We start from the raw sequence: 17014 nt of genomic DNA on the forward strand, positions 1-17014 counted from the left end.
CTCCCCCACGTAGCAGTAAGGGGCCACCACCACCCCAGCAGCGATACGGGCGCCCCGGCCCACATAGGCGTAGGCCCCCACCGCGGCGGTAGGGTCTATGTGGGCCCCCGCCTCCACCACGGCGGTAGGGTGGATGCCTGGGGCAGCCCAACGCTCTGGCCGCTCAAACAGGGCCAGCACCTGGGGCCAGGCTTGGTAAACCGAAGCCACCCGCACACAACCGGTGGAGGCAGGGCAAGGCAGGCCCTCTTCTAGCAACAAAGCTGCACCGCTGGCCAAGGCCACCTCCAGGTAGCGCTCATCCCGCACCACCACCAGCTCGCCTGGCCGAGCCTCTTCCGGAGGGGCCAGCCGGGAGACCCGAAGGTCAGGCCCCTCGAGCCACCCCCCTAGCCGCTGGGCAATTTCGGAAAGCCACATGGCAGCTCGCGCTTACCGCCTCAGCACGTTGTCGGAGGTGACTAGGGCGTCCCGCAGAACATGGAGCATATCCAGGGCCTTTCCGGTTCCTAGGGCCACCGCCTCCACCGCGTTTTCGGCCACCACCACCGGCACCCCGGTGGCCTCCTGCAGGAGCAGGTCTAAGTTGCGCAAGAGTGCCCCCCCGCCGGTAAGCAGGATGCCCCGGTCAATGATGTCCGCCACCAGCTCAGGAGGGGTGGTCTCGAGCACCCCCCTCACCCCCTGGACGATTTTCTCCAGAGGCTCCTTCAAGGCCTCCACCACATCCCCGGTGGTCACCTCAATGCTCTTGGGCAGCCCCGAGATAAGGTCGCGCCCCCGCACCTCGGCCACCATCTCCTGTTCTCCCGGGGCCAGCTTGGCCGCGCCAATTTTGATTTTCAGATCCTCGGCGGTGCGTTCACCGATCAACAGGTTGTACTTACTGCGCACATAGCGAATGATGGACTCATCAAACTCGTTTCCGGCGATGCGCAGGCTGGTAGAGCGCACGATGCCGCCCAAAGAGATTACGGCGATGTCGCTCGAGCCCCCCCCTATATCCACCACCATGCTCCCGGTGGGCTCAGCTATCTTAATCCCCGCCCCAATCGCCGCCGCCAGCGGCTCGTCAATCAGGTAGGCCCGCTTGGCCCCGGCCTCCACAATGGCCTGCACCACCGCCCGCCGCTCTACCTCGGTCACCCCCGAGGGCACCCCCACCATCACCTGGGGCCGGAAAAAGCGCAGGGGCGGCAGGACCTTTTTGATGAACAAGGTGAGCATCCGCTCGGTTAGGGTGTAGTCGGCAATCACCCCGTCCTTCAAGGGACGGGCCGCCACGATGTTGCCCGGGGTGCGCCCCAGCATCCGGTAGGCCTCTGCCCCCACCGCTTTGACCTCCTTGGTGTCGCTCACCATGGCGATAACCGAAGGCTCTCGCAAGACAATGCCCTTGCCGCGCATGTAAATCAGCACCGAGGCGGTGCCCAGGTCAATGCCCACGTCTTCCCCGCGAAACGAGAACCAGCCAGCCATAGCGCTTTATTCTACAGGCTTGTGGGTGAGGGGCATAGGTGGACTAGGGCAGGTCGCTTTGGCGATTGGCGTTGAGGAAGAGACGAGGGCCAAAACGAGCCTCCACCTCGCGCTTGTCCAGGACAAGGTGAGGAACGCTTTGTATAAGGTCTTGCAGCCTGAGCAGACCCCCTTCAAGCCTCCGCAAAGCCTCGGCCTCCAAGGACTTGTGGTATAGGGCCCCGAGCGGCTCCAAAGCCCCCTCTAGGCCTATCACCACCGCCTGAAGGTGCGGCTGCACCCGCTCCAGCAAAAACCGCCAGAACTCCGCGGTCAAAAAGGGCTGGTCACAGGCCGCTACCGCCACCCACGGGCAGCGGGCGTGGGCCAGGGCAGAGTGCAGGCCCGAGAGGGTATCCCCTCCCTTGCGGAGGTCGGGGTAAACCGTAAAGCCAGGGTAGGGCCGGTTGGCCACCACAAAGCGCTCCTCGGCCTCGGCCATAGCCTCCCAGACCCAGGCCAGCAAGGGCCGACCACGGTAGGGGTAAAGTGCCTTATCCTGACCAAAGCGGCTGGAATGTCCCCCAGCCAGCACAGCCCCGCTCCAAATTGGCATACACCCCATCGTACACCGGCCCCAACCCCAAGGCCCTCTACATCCTCCGGTCATGGGGCAAATGACACAAACATGACAAAACCCCACGATACTCTCAAGCGGAGGTGGCATATATGAAAAAAGTCCTCCTTCTTGGAATCCTGAGCCTGCTCAGCCTGGCCCAAGCCCAGCCAATCCGGGCCGACGGCTCCTCCACGGTCTACCCCATCACCCAGGCCGTGGCGGAGGAGTTCAACATCATCCGGCCGGATGTAAAGGTCACCGTGGCCTTCTCGGGCACCGGCGGGGGCTTCAAGAAGTTCTGCGTGGGCGAAACCGACCTGCAAAACGCCAGCCGTCCCATCACCAAGGCCGAGATGGACGAGTGCCGTAAGAACGGCATTGAGTACATTGAGCTGCCCGTGGCTTTTGACGGCCTTACGGTGGTGGTCAACCCCAGGAACACCTGGGCCCAGTGCCTGACCGTGGCCGAGCTTCGGAGGATTTGGGAGCCTGACTCCAAGATCACCCAGTGGAACCAGGTGCGGCCCAACTTCCCCAACCGCAAGCTCGTGCTCTATGGGGCAGGCACCGACTCCGGCACCTTTGACTACTTCACCGAGGCCATCAACGGCAAGGCCAAGGCCATCCGCAAGGATTACTTCCCCTCTGAAGACGACAACGTGTTGGTGCGCGGGGTGGAAGGCAACGTTGACGCCATGGGCTTCTTTGGCTACGCCTACTACGTGGAGGAAAAAGGCAAGCTGAAGGCCCTGGCCATTGACAACGGCAAGGGCTGCGTTGAGCCCACCGACGCCACCATCAACAACGGCACCTACAGCCCCCTCTCCCGCCCGCTCTTCATCTACGTCAACCTGAAGAGCCTGAACGAAAAGCGCTCCTTGCAAGACTTCATCAACTTCTACCTCACCAACAGTCGCGCCCGCACCGCTATCCGCAAGACCGGTTATGTGCTGCTGCCGGACGAAGCCTACCGGATCAACAAGGTGCTGGTGGACAAGCGGGTCAAAGGCTCGGTCTTCAGCGGCCTAGAGCCGGGCACCCCGCTGATCGAGGTCATGAAGAAGCTCGAGGCCGAAGCTAAGTAACCCCTATCTACCCTGCCCTCTTCCCATGGGGGCAGGGTAATATTTTCTTGCTGCTATGAACGCTGCCGCGTGGGCCCAGAAAAAACCCAGCAAAAGCCTAAAAGAGCGCGCCGTTGTGCTGGTTTTGTTTCTCCTAGCCCTGGTCTCGGTGCTCACCACCGCCGGGATCATCTTCACCCTCTTCGGGGAGACCCTGCAGTTCTTCCGCCAGGTTCCCCTGCTCGAGTTCCTCTTCGCACCGGAGTGGACCCCCCTTTTCGCCGAGCCGCGCTACGGGATTGGGGCCCTGCTGGCGGGCACCTTTCTGTTCACCGCCATCGGCCTCGTCGTGGCTATCCCCCTAGGCCTCCTCACCGCCGCCTACCTATCGGAGTACGCCCCCTTTGAGCAAAGCGTGCGGGTCAAGGGCATTATGGAGCTACTGGAAGGGATTCCCACGGTGGTCTTTGGGTACTTTGCCCTGCTCTTTGTGACCCCCATCTTCCAAAACCTGATTCCAGGACTCAACCTTTTCAACCCGCTCTCCGCGGGTCTGGTGCTGGGCTTTGCCATCCTGCCCTATATCTCCAACGTAGCCTCCGACGCCATGATGGCCGTACCCCGTAGCCTAAGGGAGGCCGCCTACGCCTTGGGGGCCACCAAGTTTGAGGTGGTCACCCGGGTGGTCTTCCCCGCAGCCATCTCCGGCATTGTGGCGGCTATCATCCTGGCCACCAGCCGGGCCATAGGCGAGACCATGATCGCGGCCATCGCCGCAGGGCAGCGACCTATGCTCACCTTAGACCCCCGGGAAACTATCGCCACCATGACCTCTTACATCGTCCAGGCGGCCACCGGCGACCAGCCCGCAGGATCACTAGCCTCACGGGCGCTTTTCTCAGTTGGAACAACACTTTTTGTCCTTACCCTAACCTTCAACATCCTGGCTCAGCGCATCGTGGAACGCTACCGCGAGAGGTACGAGTGATGCAAAAGGGCCTATCCCTAGATTCCTCCCAAAGTCCGCAAAACCTCAGGCGCGACCGCATCAACCGCCTGTTCGCTCGAGCCGTAGTCATACCCACCGTAATCGCCCTAGCTCTTATCGGGGTGCTGCTGCTGGACACCCTTTACGATACGGTGTCCGTGCAGGTGGTGGAGGTCACCGAAACCAGCGGCAAAAGCTTCGCGCTCAGTCAAGCCCTCACCGCCGACCAGGTAATCCGCCTCGAGCTCCTGGCGCAAGGCAAGTCCCCAGAGGAAGTAGCTGCCTTGATGAGCGATCCCGACGAGATGCGGGTCTTCCGCCTGCGCAACCGGGTTGAGCTGATGTGGGCCACCCAAGAAGGCCCCCTGCGTTGGGTGGTCAGCAGCATTGACGACGAGCGGATAGCCAACTACAGCCTCTTTGAGGGCTTGCGGCGCTGGAACGAGCTCAAAGAAGGGCTTCAGGAGAACCAACAGCTTCGCTTGAACCCCTGGCTGGACTACTCCTTTCTGACCCGCGACCCCTCGCGCAACCCCATATCCGCGGGGCTCAGGGTGGCCCTGTTCGGGACGCTCTGGGTGCTAGGCCTCACTTTGGCCATGAGCATCCCCATCGGGGTGGGCACCGCCATCTACCTAGAGGAGTACGCCCCCAAAAACCGCCTGACCCGCTTCATTGAGGTCAACCTGCGCAACCTGGCCGGGGTGCCCAGCATCGTCTTCGGCCTCCTCGGGCTGGCCGTGTTCGTACGAGGCATGGAGTTCGGGCCCACCATCATCTCCGCCGCTTTGACCATGGCCCTCCTAATCATGCCCACCATCACCATAGCTGCCCGCGAGGCGCTGCGATCCGTGCCAGACTCCATACGGTTCGCGGCCTACGCCCTGGGGGCCACCAAGTGGCAGACCGTGACCATGGTGGTACTCCCCTCCAGCATCCCCGGCATCGCCACCGGGGTCATCCTGGCCGCAACGCGGGCCATCGGTGAGGCTGCCCCTCTGCTTATCGTTGGGGCCGCGGCCTATGTAGCCTTCGTTCCAAGGGGCATCTTCTCCGAGTACACCGTCCTTCCAGTGCAGATATACCTCTGGATTTCAGCTAACCTCAGCGAGTTCGCCAACACCGCCGCCGCAGGCATCATCGTCCTGCTGGTTACCTTGGCGGGGCTTTATGCGCTGGCCTTCTGGATAAGGCGCCGTTACCGAGTGGAGTGGTAAGCATGATGCTACAAGAGGTTGCCATAGGTCACGAAACCGTACGCTGGGAGCCCGTGCCGGCCGAGGAAGCGGTTATTCAGGTGCAAAACCTGAACCTCTACTACGGGAAGCACCAGGCCCTCTACAACGTCTCGGTCAACTTCCCCCGCAACAAAATCACCGCCATTATCGGGCCTTCCGGTTGCGGCAAATCTACCCTGCTCCGTTCGCTCAACCGCATGAATGACCTGATCCCCGGGGTGCGCATAGAGGGCAAGGTCATCTACGAGGGGGTGGACATCTACGACCCGAGGGTAGACCCGGTGGAGGTGCGCCGGCACATCGGTATGGTCTTCCAAAAACCCAATCCCTTCCCTAAGTCCATCTACGAAAACGTAGTCTTCAGCCTACGCTTGCAGGGGCAAAAGGAGGGCTTAGATGAGGTGGTGGAGCAGGCCCTGCGCAGGGCTGCGCTTTGGGAGGAGGTCAAGGACAAGCTTCACGAAATCGCCCTGCGCCTCTCGGGAGGCCAGCAGCAACGCCTTTGCATCGCCCGGGCCATCGCCGCAGAACCGCCCCTGCTGCTCCTGGACGAGCCTACCAGCGCCCTTGACCCCATCGCTACCGAGCGAATTGAGTCGCTGCTATTGGAGCTAAAGCAGCACTACTCCCTGATCATCGTCACCCACAACATGCAGCAGGCTGCCCGCATCGCCGACCGCACCATCTTCATGCACCTGGGCGTGCTGATTGAAGAAGGCCCCACCAACGTTCTTTTCACCAACCCAAAGGACAAGCGTACCGAGGCCTACATCACCGGCCGCTTCGGCTAAGCTCAGGCCAGGTGGCCCAGGCCGTTTTCCGCCAGCAGCTCCCCAATCATCACCCTCCCCCCCCGCCTGACCGAGGTCTCCGCGGCTACCCCCACCACCACGCTCCAGAAGCCCTCCTCTGCGGTGGCCGCGGAGGAGGGCTGGCCGTCCATGGCCTCAATGAAGCGCAGGTGCTCGTGGTAGGTGGCCCCGCTATGTCCGGTCTCCTCAATAATGGCCGGGTAGCTCGGGGTCATGGTGCGGGAGGTGCGGTCGGGAAGAGCAATGACCTCTAGGTAGTTGGCCCACCTGGAGTAGGCCTGGCCGTTCACCCCCTCACTGGCCTTGAGGCGGCCCTCGTCACCGCAAATCACAATTTCCTCGTAGACCATGGGAGCGAACATGCAAAGGTTGAAGTTGGCCCGCACCCCGTTCTCGTACTCCACGATGACGAAGGCGTTGTCCAGGATGTCGGAGCGCTCCCCGCGGTACTCAAAGTCCTTGAAGTTCACAGCCTGGCTGCCCACCGCGTATACGCTCACCGGTCGCGACTCAGCAAAGAGGTTAAATAGGTCAAAGTAGTGGCAGCACTTCTCTACTAGGGTTCCTCCTGAGTATTTGGAAAACTTGTTCCACTGGCCCACCTTGTCCAGAAAAGGCTCGCGGTGCTCGAGGATGGTGATGGTCTTGATCTCCCCCAGGCTCCGGCGCACCTTAGCCTCGTGGATGGCCTCCACATAGATGGGCTTATAGCGGTACTGCAGGCCAATCTGGAGCACTTTGGGGTAGTTTTGCGCAATCTGCCATATCTCGTAGGCGTCGGGGATGTTGGTGGCCATGGGCTTTTCTAGGAGGATGTGCTTACCCGATTGGACCGCCACCTTGAGCACCTCCAAATGGGTATGGTTGGGGGTGCAGATGATGAGGGCATCCACCTGAGGGTCCAAGCAGGCCGCCTCGAGGCTCTCGTAGACCACCAAAGGCTCGTCTGAGAAACGGGCCTTGACTCGGCGGGCGGCCTCCACGCTCGAGGGGTTGGGGTCGTAGACCCCATGGACGGTGCAACGGCCCTCGAGCATGGTCACGGCGATGTGCTCCTGGCCGTTGACCCCCGCACCGATGACGTTGAAGCGGTACTTGAGGGGGCCTGGGTCCATCAAGAAGCGGTCTTCTTTGGGGATGTAGGCAAAACGGGGGGAGAGGGCGTGCAGCCGGTTGGCGAACTCCTTGTTGCGTTTCATCTTTTAGATTATAAATCTAAAATCTTAATGGGAACAGCCTGCGTTAGAATCGCCATCTAGGAGGAGATATGCCCTACGTTCTGGCCCTAGACCAGGGAACCACCAGCAGCCGCGCCATCATCTTTGACCTGGAGGGAAGGCCGCTCGGCCTAGCCCAACAGGAGTTTGCCCAGCACTTCCCCGAGCCTGGCTGGGTGGAGCACGACCCCATGGAAATCTGGCACACCCAGCTTCAGGTAGCCCGCAAGGCCATCGCGCGGGCCGGGGTAGAGCCGGGGGAGATTCAGGCTTTGGGCATCACCAACCAACGCGAGACCACCCTAATCTGGGAGCGGACCACCGGCAAGCCGGTGCATCGGGCCATCGTTTGGCAAGACCGGCGCACGGCAAGGGCCTGCGAGAGATTGAAGGAGGAGGGCCACGAGGCCCTTTTTCGCCAGAAAACCGGGCTGGTGCTGGACCCCTACTTTTCCGGCACCAAGGTAAGCTGGCTGCTGGAAAACTTGCCGGGTCTCAAGGAGCGGGCCATAAAGGGTGAGCTGTGCTTTGGTACGGTGGACAGCTGGCTCATCTACAACCTAACTGGAGGCCAGGTACACGCCACCGATGCTTCCAACGCCTCCCGCACCCTGCTGATGAACTTACAGACCCTAAGCTGGGACGAGGAGTTGCTACGCATCCTAGGGGTTCCCAAAGCCTTGCTTCCGGAAATACGGCCTTCGGCAGGGCTTTTTGGCCGGACCCTACCAGAGCTGCTCGGCGCGGCCATCCCCATCACCGGGGTAGCCGGCGACCAGCAAGCTGCGCTTTTCGGCCAGGCATGCTTTTCCCCGGGCATGGCCAAGAACACCTACGGGACCGGCTGCTTCCTATTGATGAACACTGGGAAAGCGCCGGTGGCCTCAAAAAACGGCCTACTCACCACGCTGGCCTGGCAGCTCGAGGGAGAAGCGCCCGAATACGCCCTAGAAGGCTCAGTCTTCGTGGCTGGGGCAGCGGTGCAGTGGTTGCGGGATGGTCTTGGGATTATCCAAAGCTCGAGCGAGGTGGAGGCCCTGGCCCGCCGGGTGGAGAGCACCGAGGGGGTCTACTTTGTCCCCGCCTTTGTGGGCCTGGGGGCCCCCTACTGGGACGCCTACGCCCGGGGCACCATCATCGGTCTTACCCGGGGCAGCACCGCCGCCCACCTTGCCCGGGCAGCCCTCGAGGCCATCGCCTACCAAAGCCGGGAGGTGCTAGAGGCCATGGAGGCCGACGCGGGTCTCCAGCTCTCCGAGCTGCGGGTAGACGGGGGGGCCAGCGCCAACGAGCTTCTTATGCAGTTCCAAGCCGACCTTTTAGCAGCCCCGAAGGTCATTGAAACCACCGTGCTGGGGGCCGCCTACCTAGCCGCAGTGGGGGCGGGGCTTCTCTCCAAGGCTGAGATCTCCAGGCGGTGGGCCGCCGGGGGTCGCTTTACTCCCCAGATGCCAGAAGCTCAGCGGGAGCGGCTTTACCGCGGGTGGAAGAGGGCAGTGGAGCGGGCCCGGGGCTGGGCCGAAGCCTAAGCTTGCCTCCTGCTCATCCTCCAGTGCTACGATGGCTCGAGGAGGGAGTATGGACTTCAAAGAACTCGCCCAAAAAGCCCGCGAAGCCGCCGAGAACGCCCTGAAGCAAGCCGAGGCCAAGATCGGTGAGGTCCGGGCCAATCTGGACAAGGACCAAGACGGGGTCCCGGACCAGCTTCAGGGCCTCCTAAACCAGGCCAAGCAGGCCGCTGAGCAGGCCAGGACCCGCTTTGAGGAGTTCAAAACCAGCCTGGACAAGGACCAAGACGGGGTACCCGACCAGCTCAAACACCTGAGCGAGCAGGTACAACAAGCCGCCGAGCAGGCTAGGGCCAAAGCCGAGGAACTGGCCAAGGCGGTCCAAGAGCGCCTGGGTAGGAAAAGCTAAGCCTTTTTCCAACGCCCAAGGGATAGCGCGGCGGCTCACCTGGCCAGCAGCACCGGGCTTTGGGCGTGGGTCAGAACCTTTTGACTCTGGCTGCCCAAGAGCAGCCCCTCGAGCCGGCCTAGGCCGCGTGTCCCCATGACAATCAGGTCCACCTTGCGCACCTCTGCCACCCGCAGAATGGCCTCCGCTGGGGGGCCCTCTAGGGTTTCTACTTCCACCTCGAGCCCTCCCCCCAAAAGGGAGCGGGCCTCCTGCACAATCTTTTCCGCCGCCTCAGTAGCCTCCTGCAGGAAAGGCTCCCCCAGGTAGCCTGATATAGGGTCGTAGGCGTACACCAAGCACACCCGCGCCCGGTAGCGCCGGGCCAGGTCGGAGGCTATTGCCGCGGCCTTGCGGGCGTGCGGTGAACCGTCGTAGGCGAGCAAAATTTGGCCAGACATAGCGCCCCCTAATTTTCCCATAGACTGCCTACCCCTAGCCGACGTAACGCCCCGGCAAAACCGGGTTGTGCATCCATCACAGGAGGGGGGTCACGGTTCGCGTAACTTGGGGGTACCCTGCGGGGATAGCCGCCCTTAACCCCGCACAAGCGGAGGAAGCCATGGCAAAACTCATCGCTATAGACGATTCCCTGGCCGACCTAAAGCTCATTGAAAGCGCCCTCTCCCCTTACCACCAGGTGGTGCTCTACCAAGGCGGTGAAAACGCGGAGCAGCGTATAGAGGCGGAAAAGCCAGATGCGGTGCTGCTGGACGTGGTAATGCCCGGCCGCAACGGCTATGAAATCCTGCGCTCACTGCGGCGCAACGAGGCCACCAAGCACATCCCGGTGCTCATCATAAGCTCCAAGGGCGAGCCCACTGACATTGAGTGGGGCAAGCGCCAAGGGGCCAACGGTTACCTAACCAAGCCCTACACCCCCGAGGCGCTGCGCAAAGCCGTGCAAGAGCTGCTCTAATATGACCCCTGCCGCCTTCCAGTCAATTTGGGTACTGCGCTTAGGCGAGGCTTTCTTGGGGGTGGAGCCAAAGGCCCTCAAGGAGGTCTTGGAGGTGGATCAACTCACCCCCGTACCGCTGGTCCCCAGACCCTTGCTGGGCCTTTTCGCCTATCAGGGCCAGGTGATCCCCCTCTTTGACCTGAGCCAGGTTCTAAACGCCACCCCGGCCAGGCCAGGGCTGGCCGCCCTGGTGGACGCGGCAGGGCAACCCCTGGCTTTCTGGATTGACGAGGTGGTCGGGCTCATCCGCATCCTTTCAGAAACAAGACCCAGCGAAACCCCTGTCCTCAGCGGCCTGGTGGAAGAAGAGGGCAGGCTCATTGGCCTCCTAGACGTTGGCCGTCTTCTTACCTACCTCTCCCAGGAGGTCTTCCCCCCCACCCCCCTCCTTCGGCCAAGCCTCCAAGGCCAGGTGGAAAGGAGTTAGTCAATGGAGCAAAACCACCTTCCCATGCACCACGACCCCCTGCTGGTAGGAGCCTCGTTCGTGATCGCCATATTCGCCTCGTACGCCGCCTTGGTGGTCATCCGCCGGATGCGCCAGGGACACCAAAGCCCCTCTTGGCTTTGGATGGGCGCCTTCACCTACGGAATGGGGGTCTGGGCGATGCACTTTACCGCCATGATCGCCCTGCAGCTGGAGGACCTGCTGGCCTCCTACGACCCCCTGCTCACCCTGGTCTCGGTTTTGCTGGCCATCCTGGGGGCTGCGGCCGCCTTCCAGATGGTGCGCAGGCCCCAGGTGGGGGGGCTTGGGGTGCTGGGAGCGGGGTTCTTCCTGGGCATCGGCATCGGGGCTATGCACTACACCGGCATGCTGGCCATGCGGCTTGATGCCAAGATGAGCTTTGACCCGCCCTTGGTGGCCCTCTCCGTGCTGGTGGCGGTAGTGCTGGGCACTTTTGGGATGTGGAGCCTCACCAGCCCCGCTTTTGACCGGATACCCCTGCGCAACCTACTCGCCGCCACCCTCACTGGCCTGGCCATCCCCTTCATGCACTACACCGCCATGCTGGCGGTCCGCTTCACGCCCAACCCCGACACCTCCCACGCTCAGCTCGCCTTCCAGGGGCTCCTTTCCCTCAATTTCTTCATCCTTCTAGCGGTCGCGCTTAGCGCGCTGCCCCTTTTCGCTGGCTTTCTGCTGGAAAGCGCCAGTGAGCGCAGCCTGGAGGTGGAAGCATGACCCAGCACGGCCCCAAGCCCACTGCCCTGCGCCCCCCCTGGCGGCGTGCTGCATCCCCCGGGACCACCCTGCTCCTGCCCAGCGGGGGGGTGCTGGGCTCGCTCAAAATCTGGCAGAAGCTCCTGTTCATCAGCCTGGCCTTCCTGGCTCCCATCGCCCTGACCACGGTTCTGCTGTACCGCGAGAACGCGCAGCGCTTTGAGGCCAGCTACAGCGCCTACATCGGTCTGGATTACCTAAGGGTGGCTCAGCAGTTGTTCTTTGGCGCCAGCCAATACCAGCGGGCCCTGGAAGGCCAAAGCGCCCAAGCCGAGGCCATCGCGGCCCAGGTAGATGCTTGGCTAGAGGAGCTAAACCGGCTCAACACCACCTTAGGCGAGCGCTGGGGCTGGGGGCTAACCGAAAAAATCGCCCAGATCCGCTACGACTGGGAGCGGATCAAGAACCAAGGCCCAACCATTAGCGCCCTAAACAGCTTTGAGGCCAGCCAGGTGCTGGCCCAGGAAATCCGCGACCTGATGGAGGAAATCGGCAACCAGTCGGGCCTGGCCATGCTTTCCGGGGTGGATATCCACTACTTGCAGCGCTCGGTAATCGGCAGCCTCCCAGCCCTGCACCAAGAGCTCTCCCGGTTGCGCAGCCTGGGGCAGTACGCCCTGAGCCGGGGCAGCCTCAGCCCAGGCGAGCGGGTGGAGGTAAGCGCCATGGCCCGCCGCATCAACCAAGCCCTGAGCGAACTGGCCCGGGAGCTAGAGGGTGCGGCCCGGCTCAACCCGGGCCTGGAGCCCCTTCTGGAAGACTACGCCCGGACCGATGCCCTGGTCCGGGACGCCTACGCCCTAGCGGTCAACGAGGTGGCTACCCCACCCCGTCTTACCTACCGTCCCAGCCAGTACGCCGCGGCCTTTGACCAGGCCCTAGAAGGGCTGGAAACCTACAACCTGGCCTTAATGAATCGGATAGACCGGCTGGTGGAGCAACGGATCGCCACGCTTCTGCGAGAGCAGCTTCTGGTCTTCGTGGGCATCGCCCTGGCCCTGGCCCTCACCTTCACCCTGGTAGGCGCGGTGGCCCGCTCCATCGCCCGGCCGGTGGCCCAGCTATTCGCGGCCTCCAACCGGCTCCGTAGGGGCGACCTGAGCGTGCAGGTACCGGTGCAATCAGCCGACGAACTGGGTTCACTGGCCCGCACCTTCAACGACAGCGTGGCCCAGCTCAGGGCCAAGGCCGAGGCCGACGCCGAGCAGCTCCGTCAAAGCCGGTTGCTCCAGGAAAACATCGCGGCCTTCCTGAACGTGGCCATGGAAATCGCCCAAGGCGACCTGACCAAGCGGGGCCGGGTAACCGAGGATGTGCTGGGCAACGTGGTGGACGCGGTGAACCTTACCGTGGAGGAGATTGCCCACCTGCTCAAACAGGTGCAAAGCGCCGCCGAGAGGGTGAACCTAGGCGCGGCCCAGATGGCCGAGAGCTCGAGACGGGTCCAAGAAAAGGCCGAGTCGCAAGCCGAGCTTTCGGCCCGGGCCCGTATTGAGGCCCTAGACACCACCGATGAAATTCGCCAGATGGCCGAACAAATCCTGCAGGGCACGGCCCTGGCGCTGCGGGCCAAGGAGGTGGCGCTGGAAGGGCAAACCGCTGTGCAGAACACCCTTTTCGGCATGCAAAATATTCGCCGAGAAGTGCAGAGCATCTCCAAGAGCATCAAGGGGCTTTCCGACCGCTCGCTGGAAATCTCTGAGGTGGTGGACACCATCTCCCGGATTGCCAAGCAGACCAACCTTCTGGCCCTGAACGCTGCCATTGAGGCGGCCGGGGCCGGCGAGGCCGGGGCCCGCTTCGCGGTGGTGGCCGACCAGGTGCGCAAGCTGGCCGAGGACGCCGCCCGCGCGGCCCAGCGGATCAGCTTGCTGGTCAAGGGCATCCAAAGCGAGATTCAAGGTGTGGTGATCTCGGTAGAAGGCGGTACCCGCGAGGTGGAGCAGGGTTACCGCATCGCCACCGAGGCCGGGAGCAAGCTCGAGCAAATCGCCGCACTTTCCCAGCAAACCGCAGAAGCAGCCCGCCGCGTGGCCGAAGCCGCAGAGGCCCAGGTGGCCCGGGTGGAGGAGGTAACCGGTCTGGTGCAGGACATCTACGATACCGCCTTGCAAACCGACGAGGAAAGCCGCAAGGGCCGTCAAACTGCCGAGGAGCTGCAAACGCTGGCCCAGCAGCTAAGCCAGGGCCTCTCGCGCTTCCGGCTGCCCGCCTAATGCGGAGGGATTATGGCCTTGCAGCGCGAATTTCGCGAAATCGAAGTCAAGCAAGTGGGGCTCTTGGGGGCCCAGTCGCGCAAGCTGCGGGTAGACGCTGAGCTTCTGGAAGCGCCCGTCACCGGATTTTTTGGAAACCTGCGTATCCCATACAAGCTGGCCCTCCTGGTGCTGCCCCTGCTCTTCCCCCTTTTCTACCTGCTTTTCTCGCTGGTGTTGGAGCAGCAAGCCGACATCAACTTCGTGCGGGCGGAAAAGCAAGGGGCCCTGCTGCTGCAGCAGACCAGCGCCCTCATCAAAAACATCTCCGAACACCGCAGCATGAGCGCGGCGGTTCTCTCTGGGAACCAGGAACTGGCGATTTCGCGGAGCCAAAAGGCCGAGGAGGTCAACCGCGGTTTTGCCTTACTGGAACAGACCCTTCGCAGCCAGGGGGACCCCCTGGGCCTAGGCAGGAGGCTGGAGGCCCTAAAGGTACGGTGGGATACCACCCTGGCGCTGAACACCAACGCCGAGCTATACATCCGGGAGCACACCCAGCTCATCCAGCAGCTCTTCGCTCTCAACGAGCAGATCGCCTCCCAGTCAAACCTTCTGCTGGACCCCACCGTCCAGGTCTACTGGCTGGTGGACAGCGTGGTCTACCGCCTGCCTCAGGTTATGGAGGCCCTGAGCCTGGTGCAGGGGCTGGGCAGCGCTGTGCTGCAGTCCAAAAGCCTTACCCCCGAACAGGAACGCCGGCTCAGCGGGCTGCTGATGGCCCTGACCAGCCGCAGCAGCCAGCCCTGGGAGGTTCCCTCGGTAACGGCCAGCCTGGAGCGCTCCATCCAAAATGCCCTGCAGGCCAACCCCAGCCTTGAGAGCGGCCTTGGCGAGCAGGTTTCCTCAGCTCGAGCCATCACCGAAGGAGCGGTTGAATTAACCCGCAGGGAGGTGCTAAGCCGACGCATGGGCCTGGATTCCGCGCTGTTCTACGAGCAGCTAGGTCGGCCCATTGAGGCCTACTTCGCCCTGCAAAACGCGGGTTTCAACCAACTCAACAGCGCGCTCGACGGGCGGCAGGGCCACCTGGTCAACCGGCAGGTGCTCAGCCTGTTCATCGTACTCTCCGCCCTGGCCCTTTCCTTGTGGCTGATCCTCGGGGTGCTCAACTCCATCCTGGCCCCCCTGGGTGAGCTGAGCAAAACCGCGGTTGAGCTGGGCCGGGGAAACCTCTCCTCGCTGGTCCGGCTGCGCTCGAGGGACGAGTTGGGCCTGGTGGGCAAGACCCTCAACCAGTCCATCCTGACCCTAAGGAGCCTGATGGAGCAGCAGGAAGCGGAGCGCCAGCGGGGCTTGCGGCTGCAAGAAAATGTGCGCCGCTTTCTGGAGGTTGCCACCGAGATAGCCAAGGGCGATTTGACCCGGCGCGGCGAGGTCACCGAGGACGTGCTGGGGAGCGTGGTGGACGCGGTCAACTTCACCGTAGAGGAGATTGGCCACCTGCTCAAAGAGGTCAAGGAAGCCGCCGAATCGGTGAACCAAAGCGCAGCCCAGGTAGACCGGCTCACCGCCTCCATCGCCACCGGCGCGCTCGCCCAGGCTGGGGAAGTCCGGCAAGTGCAGGAGCAGACTCACCAGCTCAGCCAGGGGATTCGGCAGATGGCCGAGCGGGCCGGAAGCGCTGCCCAGGCTGCCCAGGAGACCCTCGAGGCCGCCCAACAGGGCCAGCGGGCCGTAACCCAGACCCTCTCCAGCATGAGCGACATCCGCAGTGAGATGCAGGCCATCGCCGAGAGCGTGCAGAGCCTGGCGGAGCGCTCGGCCGAAATTGAGGGCATTACCCGGGTGCTGGAGGAGTTTGCCTCCCAGACCAACCTGTTGGCCTTGAACGCCGCCTTTGAGGCCGCCGGGGCGGGTCCGGCAGGACGTCGCTTTGCCGTTGTGGCCGAAGAAATCCGCAAGCTGGCCGAGGAATCGGCCCGAGAAACCGCCCGGGCCAACGCCTTGGTGCAGCAGGTGCAAGGCGAGGTTGCCCGGGTGGTAGAACGGGTGCAGGAGGGGGTGCGAGAGGCCACGACCGGCCACGCGGTGGCCCAGAGCGCAGGGAACCGCCTGGAGGACATCGCCCAGCTCGCCGCCCAGTCGGCCCGACTGGCCCAGGAAATCTCGAGCCTAGCCCAGACCCAGGTGAGCGCGGTGGAGCGGGTAGACCAGGCCGTGCAGAAGATTGCCCAGACCGCTCAGCAAACCCAAGCGCAAAGCCAGGAGGGCCGCCGCTCAGCCGAGGGGATGCGCACCCTGGCCGCCCAGCTCGCGGGCAACCTGGCCCGCTTCCGCCTGTCGTAGGGGTTCTAAATGTCCACCGCAACGCCCGATCTCCTTCAAAGCTTTTTGGACGAGGCCTGGGAGACTGTGGCGATGCTCGAGCAGACCGCGGAGTTCCTGGCCATTGGGCGGCACGAGCCCCTGGTGGTCATGGCCCATCGGCTCAAGGGCTCGGCTGGCCTCTACGGTTTTCCCCAGACCGCCCACCTGGGGGCCCTGGTTGAACGCATCCTAGAAGGCGCCCCGCGCTACACCGAGGCCCAGCGGGAAAAGGTCGTCGAGTTCGTCCAGCAGGCCACGGCAGTGCTCACCACCGCCCTGGAGAACATCGCTATAACCGGCAAGGAAGGGCAAGTGGGCCTCGAGCTGGGCCGGTTGGGCGCAGCCGACCTCATCCGGGAGCTGACCGCCCTCAACCCGGAGGCCTTCCTCCCTACTTCGGCGGAAAGCGAGGCTGAGGCGCCCCCTGCCCCTGAGGGCGGTGGGATAGCCGAGGAGCTGGCCCGCTTTTACCAGCAAAACCAGGAATTCTGGGACTTCTTTGCCCCTGAAACCCTGGAAAACCTGGACCTGGCCAGCCAAGCCCTGCTCCAGATGGAAGGAGAAGGGCAGACCGAGGAGGCCCTCCGAAGCCTCTTCCGGGCTATGCACACCGTCAAGGGAGCAGCCTACTCGGTGGGTTGCAGGCCCATCGGCGCCTTCGCCCACCAGCTCGAGGACCTCTTGGTGGAGGTCCGGGAAGGCCGGCGGGCCTGGGGGCCCGAGGTCGCCCAGGTGGTGCTGGAAGGAATCGAAGTGCTGGGGCAGATGGTTGCGGTGGCCGAAGGAAAAGACCCCCAGGCCGCTCTAACCCTTCCCCAGGCTCTGCACCGCGTGCAAGGCAACCTGGTCCCCCTGCTGGGCCAAGCACCTACTGACCCGGGCCCTGCCGAGCCCAGCCCGCCCCCTAGCCC

At 63.3% G+C, this 17014-nt stretch carries 16 protein-coding genes and 1 pseudogene; 12 read left to right on the plus strand and 5 right to left on the minus strand.

From position 1 onward, the window contains the following. The 3 genes and pseudogenes from Mlute_RS09570 to mobA all read right to left on the minus strand — a co-directional run. A pseudogene (locus Mlute_RS09570) lies at window positions 1–420 on the minus strand (LpxD N-terminal domain-containing protein); the annotation flags it as partial. A 12-nt stretch (window positions 421–432) separates the two neighbouring features. Continuing rightward, window positions 433–1479, minus strand: a complete 1047-nt coding sequence (gene mreB / locus Mlute_RS09575; RefSeq protein ID WP_119360452.1) for a rod shape-determining protein — start codon at window positions 1477–1479, stop codon at window positions 433–435. 43 nt (window positions 1480–1522) lie between these two features. After that, entirely contained in the window at window positions 1523–2068 is a 546-nt protein-coding gene (mobA, locus tag Mlute_RS09580; protein ID WP_182482524.1) for a molybdenum cofactor guanylyltransferase, read from the minus strand. A 119-nt stretch (window positions 2069–2187) separates the two neighbouring features. Here mobA and Mlute_RS09585 point away from each other — a divergent pair, with 119 nt between their 5' ends. The 4 genes from Mlute_RS09585 to pstB are packed head-to-tail and all read left to right on the plus strand — an operon-like array spanning window position 2188 to window position 6158. Continuing rightward, window positions 2188–3162: a PstS family phosphate ABC transporter substrate-binding protein gene (locus Mlute_RS09585; protein WP_119360454.1), complete on the plus strand. Its 975-nt coding sequence runs from the start codon at window positions 2188–2190 to the stop codon at window positions 3160–3162. A 55-nt stretch (window positions 3163–3217) separates the two neighbouring features. Next, a complete protein-coding gene (gene pstC / locus Mlute_RS09590) occupies window positions 3218–4129 on the plus strand; it encodes a phosphate ABC transporter permease subunit PstC (RefSeq protein WP_119360455.1) in 912 nt (303 codons plus the stop codon). After that, window positions 4129–5346, plus strand: a complete 1218-nt coding sequence (gene pstA / locus Mlute_RS09595; protein WP_119360456.1) for a phosphate ABC transporter permease PstA — start codon at window positions 4129–4131, stop codon at window positions 5344–5346. The genes pstC and pstA overlap by 1 nt, the downstream gene beginning before the upstream one ends. A gap of 2 nt (window positions 5347–5348) precedes the next feature. Next, window positions 5349–6158, plus strand: coding sequence for a phosphate ABC transporter ATP-binding protein PstB (gene pstB / locus Mlute_RS09600; protein ID WP_119360457.1), 810 nt, complete (start codon window positions 5349–5351; stop codon window positions 6156–6158). 2 nt (window positions 6159–6160) lie between these two features. Here pstB and Mlute_RS09605 read toward each other — a convergent pair whose 3' ends face one another. After that, complete coding sequence (locus Mlute_RS09605) at window positions 6161–7378, minus strand: Gfo/Idh/MocA family protein (RefSeq protein ID WP_119360458.1); 1218 nt, start codon at window positions 7376–7378, stop codon at window positions 6161–6163. A gap of 68 nt (window positions 7379–7446) precedes the next feature. Here Mlute_RS09605 and glpK point away from each other — a divergent pair, with 68 nt between their 5' ends. Beyond that, window positions 7447–8925: a glycerol kinase GlpK gene (gene glpK, locus Mlute_RS09610; RefSeq protein WP_119360459.1), complete on the plus strand. Its 1479-nt coding sequence runs from the start codon at window positions 7447–7449 to the stop codon at window positions 8923–8925. A gap of 49 nt (window positions 8926–8974) precedes the next feature. After that, the gene (locus tag Mlute_RS09615) at window positions 8975–9313 is read left to right on the plus strand and encodes a dolichyl-phosphate-mannose-protein mannosyltransferase (RefSeq protein WP_119360460.1); all 339 of its coding nucleotides are present in this window, start codon (window positions 8975–8977) and stop codon (window positions 9311–9313) included. A gap of 35 nt (window positions 9314–9348) precedes the next feature. On the opposite strand, the gene Mlute_RS09620 is transcribed toward Mlute_RS09615, so the two are convergent. Next, window positions 9349–9753 (minus strand): universal stress protein, encoded by a 405-nt coding sequence (locus Mlute_RS09620; protein ID WP_119360461.1) that lies wholly within the window; start codon window positions 9751–9753, stop codon window positions 9349–9351. A gap of 161 nt (window positions 9754–9914) precedes the next feature. On the opposite strand from Mlute_RS09620, the gene Mlute_RS09625 reads away from it, so the two are divergent. The 6 genes from Mlute_RS09625 to Mlute_RS09650 all read left to right on the plus strand — a co-directional run. Then, window positions 9915–10271: a response regulator gene (locus Mlute_RS09625; RefSeq protein ID WP_119360462.1), complete on the plus strand. Its 357-nt coding sequence runs from the start codon at window positions 9915–9917 to the stop codon at window positions 10269–10271. A 1-nt stretch (window position 10272) separates the two neighbouring features. After that, complete coding sequence (locus tag Mlute_RS09630) at window positions 10273–10740, plus strand: chemotaxis protein CheW (RefSeq protein ID WP_119360463.1); 468 nt, start codon at window positions 10273–10275, stop codon at window positions 10738–10740. A 3-nt stretch (window positions 10741–10743) separates the two neighbouring features. Continuing rightward, window positions 10744–11499 carry an MHYT domain-containing protein gene (locus Mlute_RS09635; protein ID WP_119360464.1) on the plus strand — a complete coding sequence of 252 codons (756 nt, stop codon included), beginning with the start codon at window positions 10744–10746 and terminating at the stop codon, window positions 11497–11499. Beyond that, window positions 11496–13754: a methyl-accepting chemotaxis protein gene (locus tag Mlute_RS09640; protein ID WP_119360465.1), complete on the plus strand. Its 2259-nt coding sequence runs from the start codon at window positions 11496–11498 to the stop codon at window positions 13752–13754. The genes Mlute_RS09635 and Mlute_RS09640 overlap by 4 nt, the downstream gene beginning before the upstream one ends. Before the next feature lie 12 nt (window positions 13755–13766). Beyond that, on the plus strand, window positions 13767–16082 hold the full coding sequence (locus Mlute_RS09645; protein WP_119360466.1) for a methyl-accepting chemotaxis protein: 2316 nt from the start codon (window positions 13767–13769) through the stop codon (window positions 16080–16082). A gap of 9 nt (window positions 16083–16091) precedes the next feature. Beyond that, a partial coding sequence (locus tag Mlute_RS09650) for an Hpt domain-containing protein (protein WP_182482523.1) occupies window positions 16092–17014 on the plus strand: 923 nt, incomplete at its 3' end.

It is taken from the genome of Meiothermus luteus (assembly GCF_003574085.1).
GTDB classification, from domain to species: domain Bacteria; phylum Deinococcota; class Deinococci; order Deinococcales; family Thermaceae; genus Meiothermus; species Meiothermus luteus.

Excerpts from the sequence above, each read along its gene's own strand:
- Mlute_RS09615 (WP_119360460.1), top strand. The coding sequence starts at position 8,975 with ATGGACTTCAAAGAACTCGCCCAAAAAGCCCGCGAAGCCGCCGAGAAC.
- pstC (WP_119360455.1), top strand. The coding sequence starts at position 3,218 with ATGAACGCTGCCGCGTGGGCCCAGAAAAAACCCAGCAAAAGCCTAAAA.
- Mlute_RS09625 (WP_119360462.1), top strand. The coding sequence starts at position 9,915 with ATGGCAAAACTCATCGCTATAGACGATTCCCTGGCCGACCTAAAGCTC.
- Mlute_RS09635 (WP_119360464.1), top strand. The coding sequence starts at position 10,744 with ATGGAGCAAAACCACCTTCCCATGCACCACGACCCCCTGCTGGTAGGA.
- pstB (WP_119360457.1), top strand. The coding sequence starts at position 5,349 with ATGATGCTACAAGAGGTTGCCATAGGTCACGAAACCGTACGCTGGGAG.
- Mlute_RS09640 (WP_119360465.1), top strand. The coding sequence starts at position 11,496 with ATGACCCAGCACGGCCCCAAGCCCACTGCCCTGCGCCCCCCCTGGCGG.
- Mlute_RS09585 (WP_119360454.1), top strand. The coding sequence starts at position 2,188 with ATGAAAAAAGTCCTCCTTCTTGGAATCCTGAGCCTGCTCAGCCTGGCC.
- Mlute_RS09605 (WP_119360458.1), bottom strand. The coding sequence starts at position 7,378 with ATGAAACGCAACAAGGAGTTCGCCAACCGGCTGCACGCCCTCTCCCCC.
- glpK (WP_119360459.1), top strand. The coding sequence starts at position 7,447 with ATGCCCTACGTTCTGGCCCTAGACCAGGGAACCACCAGCAGCCGCGCC.
- pstA (WP_119360456.1), top strand. The coding sequence starts at position 4,129 with ATGCAAAAGGGCCTATCCCTAGATTCCTCCCAAAGTCCGCAAAACCTC.
- mreB (WP_119360452.1), bottom strand. The coding sequence starts at position 1,479 with ATGGCTGGCTGGTTCTCGTTTCGCGGGGAAGACGTGGGCATTGACCTG.
- Mlute_RS09630 (WP_119360463.1), top strand. The coding sequence starts at position 10,273 with ATGACCCCTGCCGCCTTCCAGTCAATTTGGGTACTGCGCTTAGGCGAG.
- Mlute_RS09645 (WP_119360466.1), top strand. The coding sequence starts at position 13,767 with ATGGCCTTGCAGCGCGAATTTCGCGAAATCGAAGTCAAGCAAGTGGGG.
- Mlute_RS09620 (WP_119360461.1), bottom strand. The coding sequence starts at position 9,753 with ATGTCTGGCCAAATTTTGCTCGCCTACGACGGTTCACCGCACGCCCGC.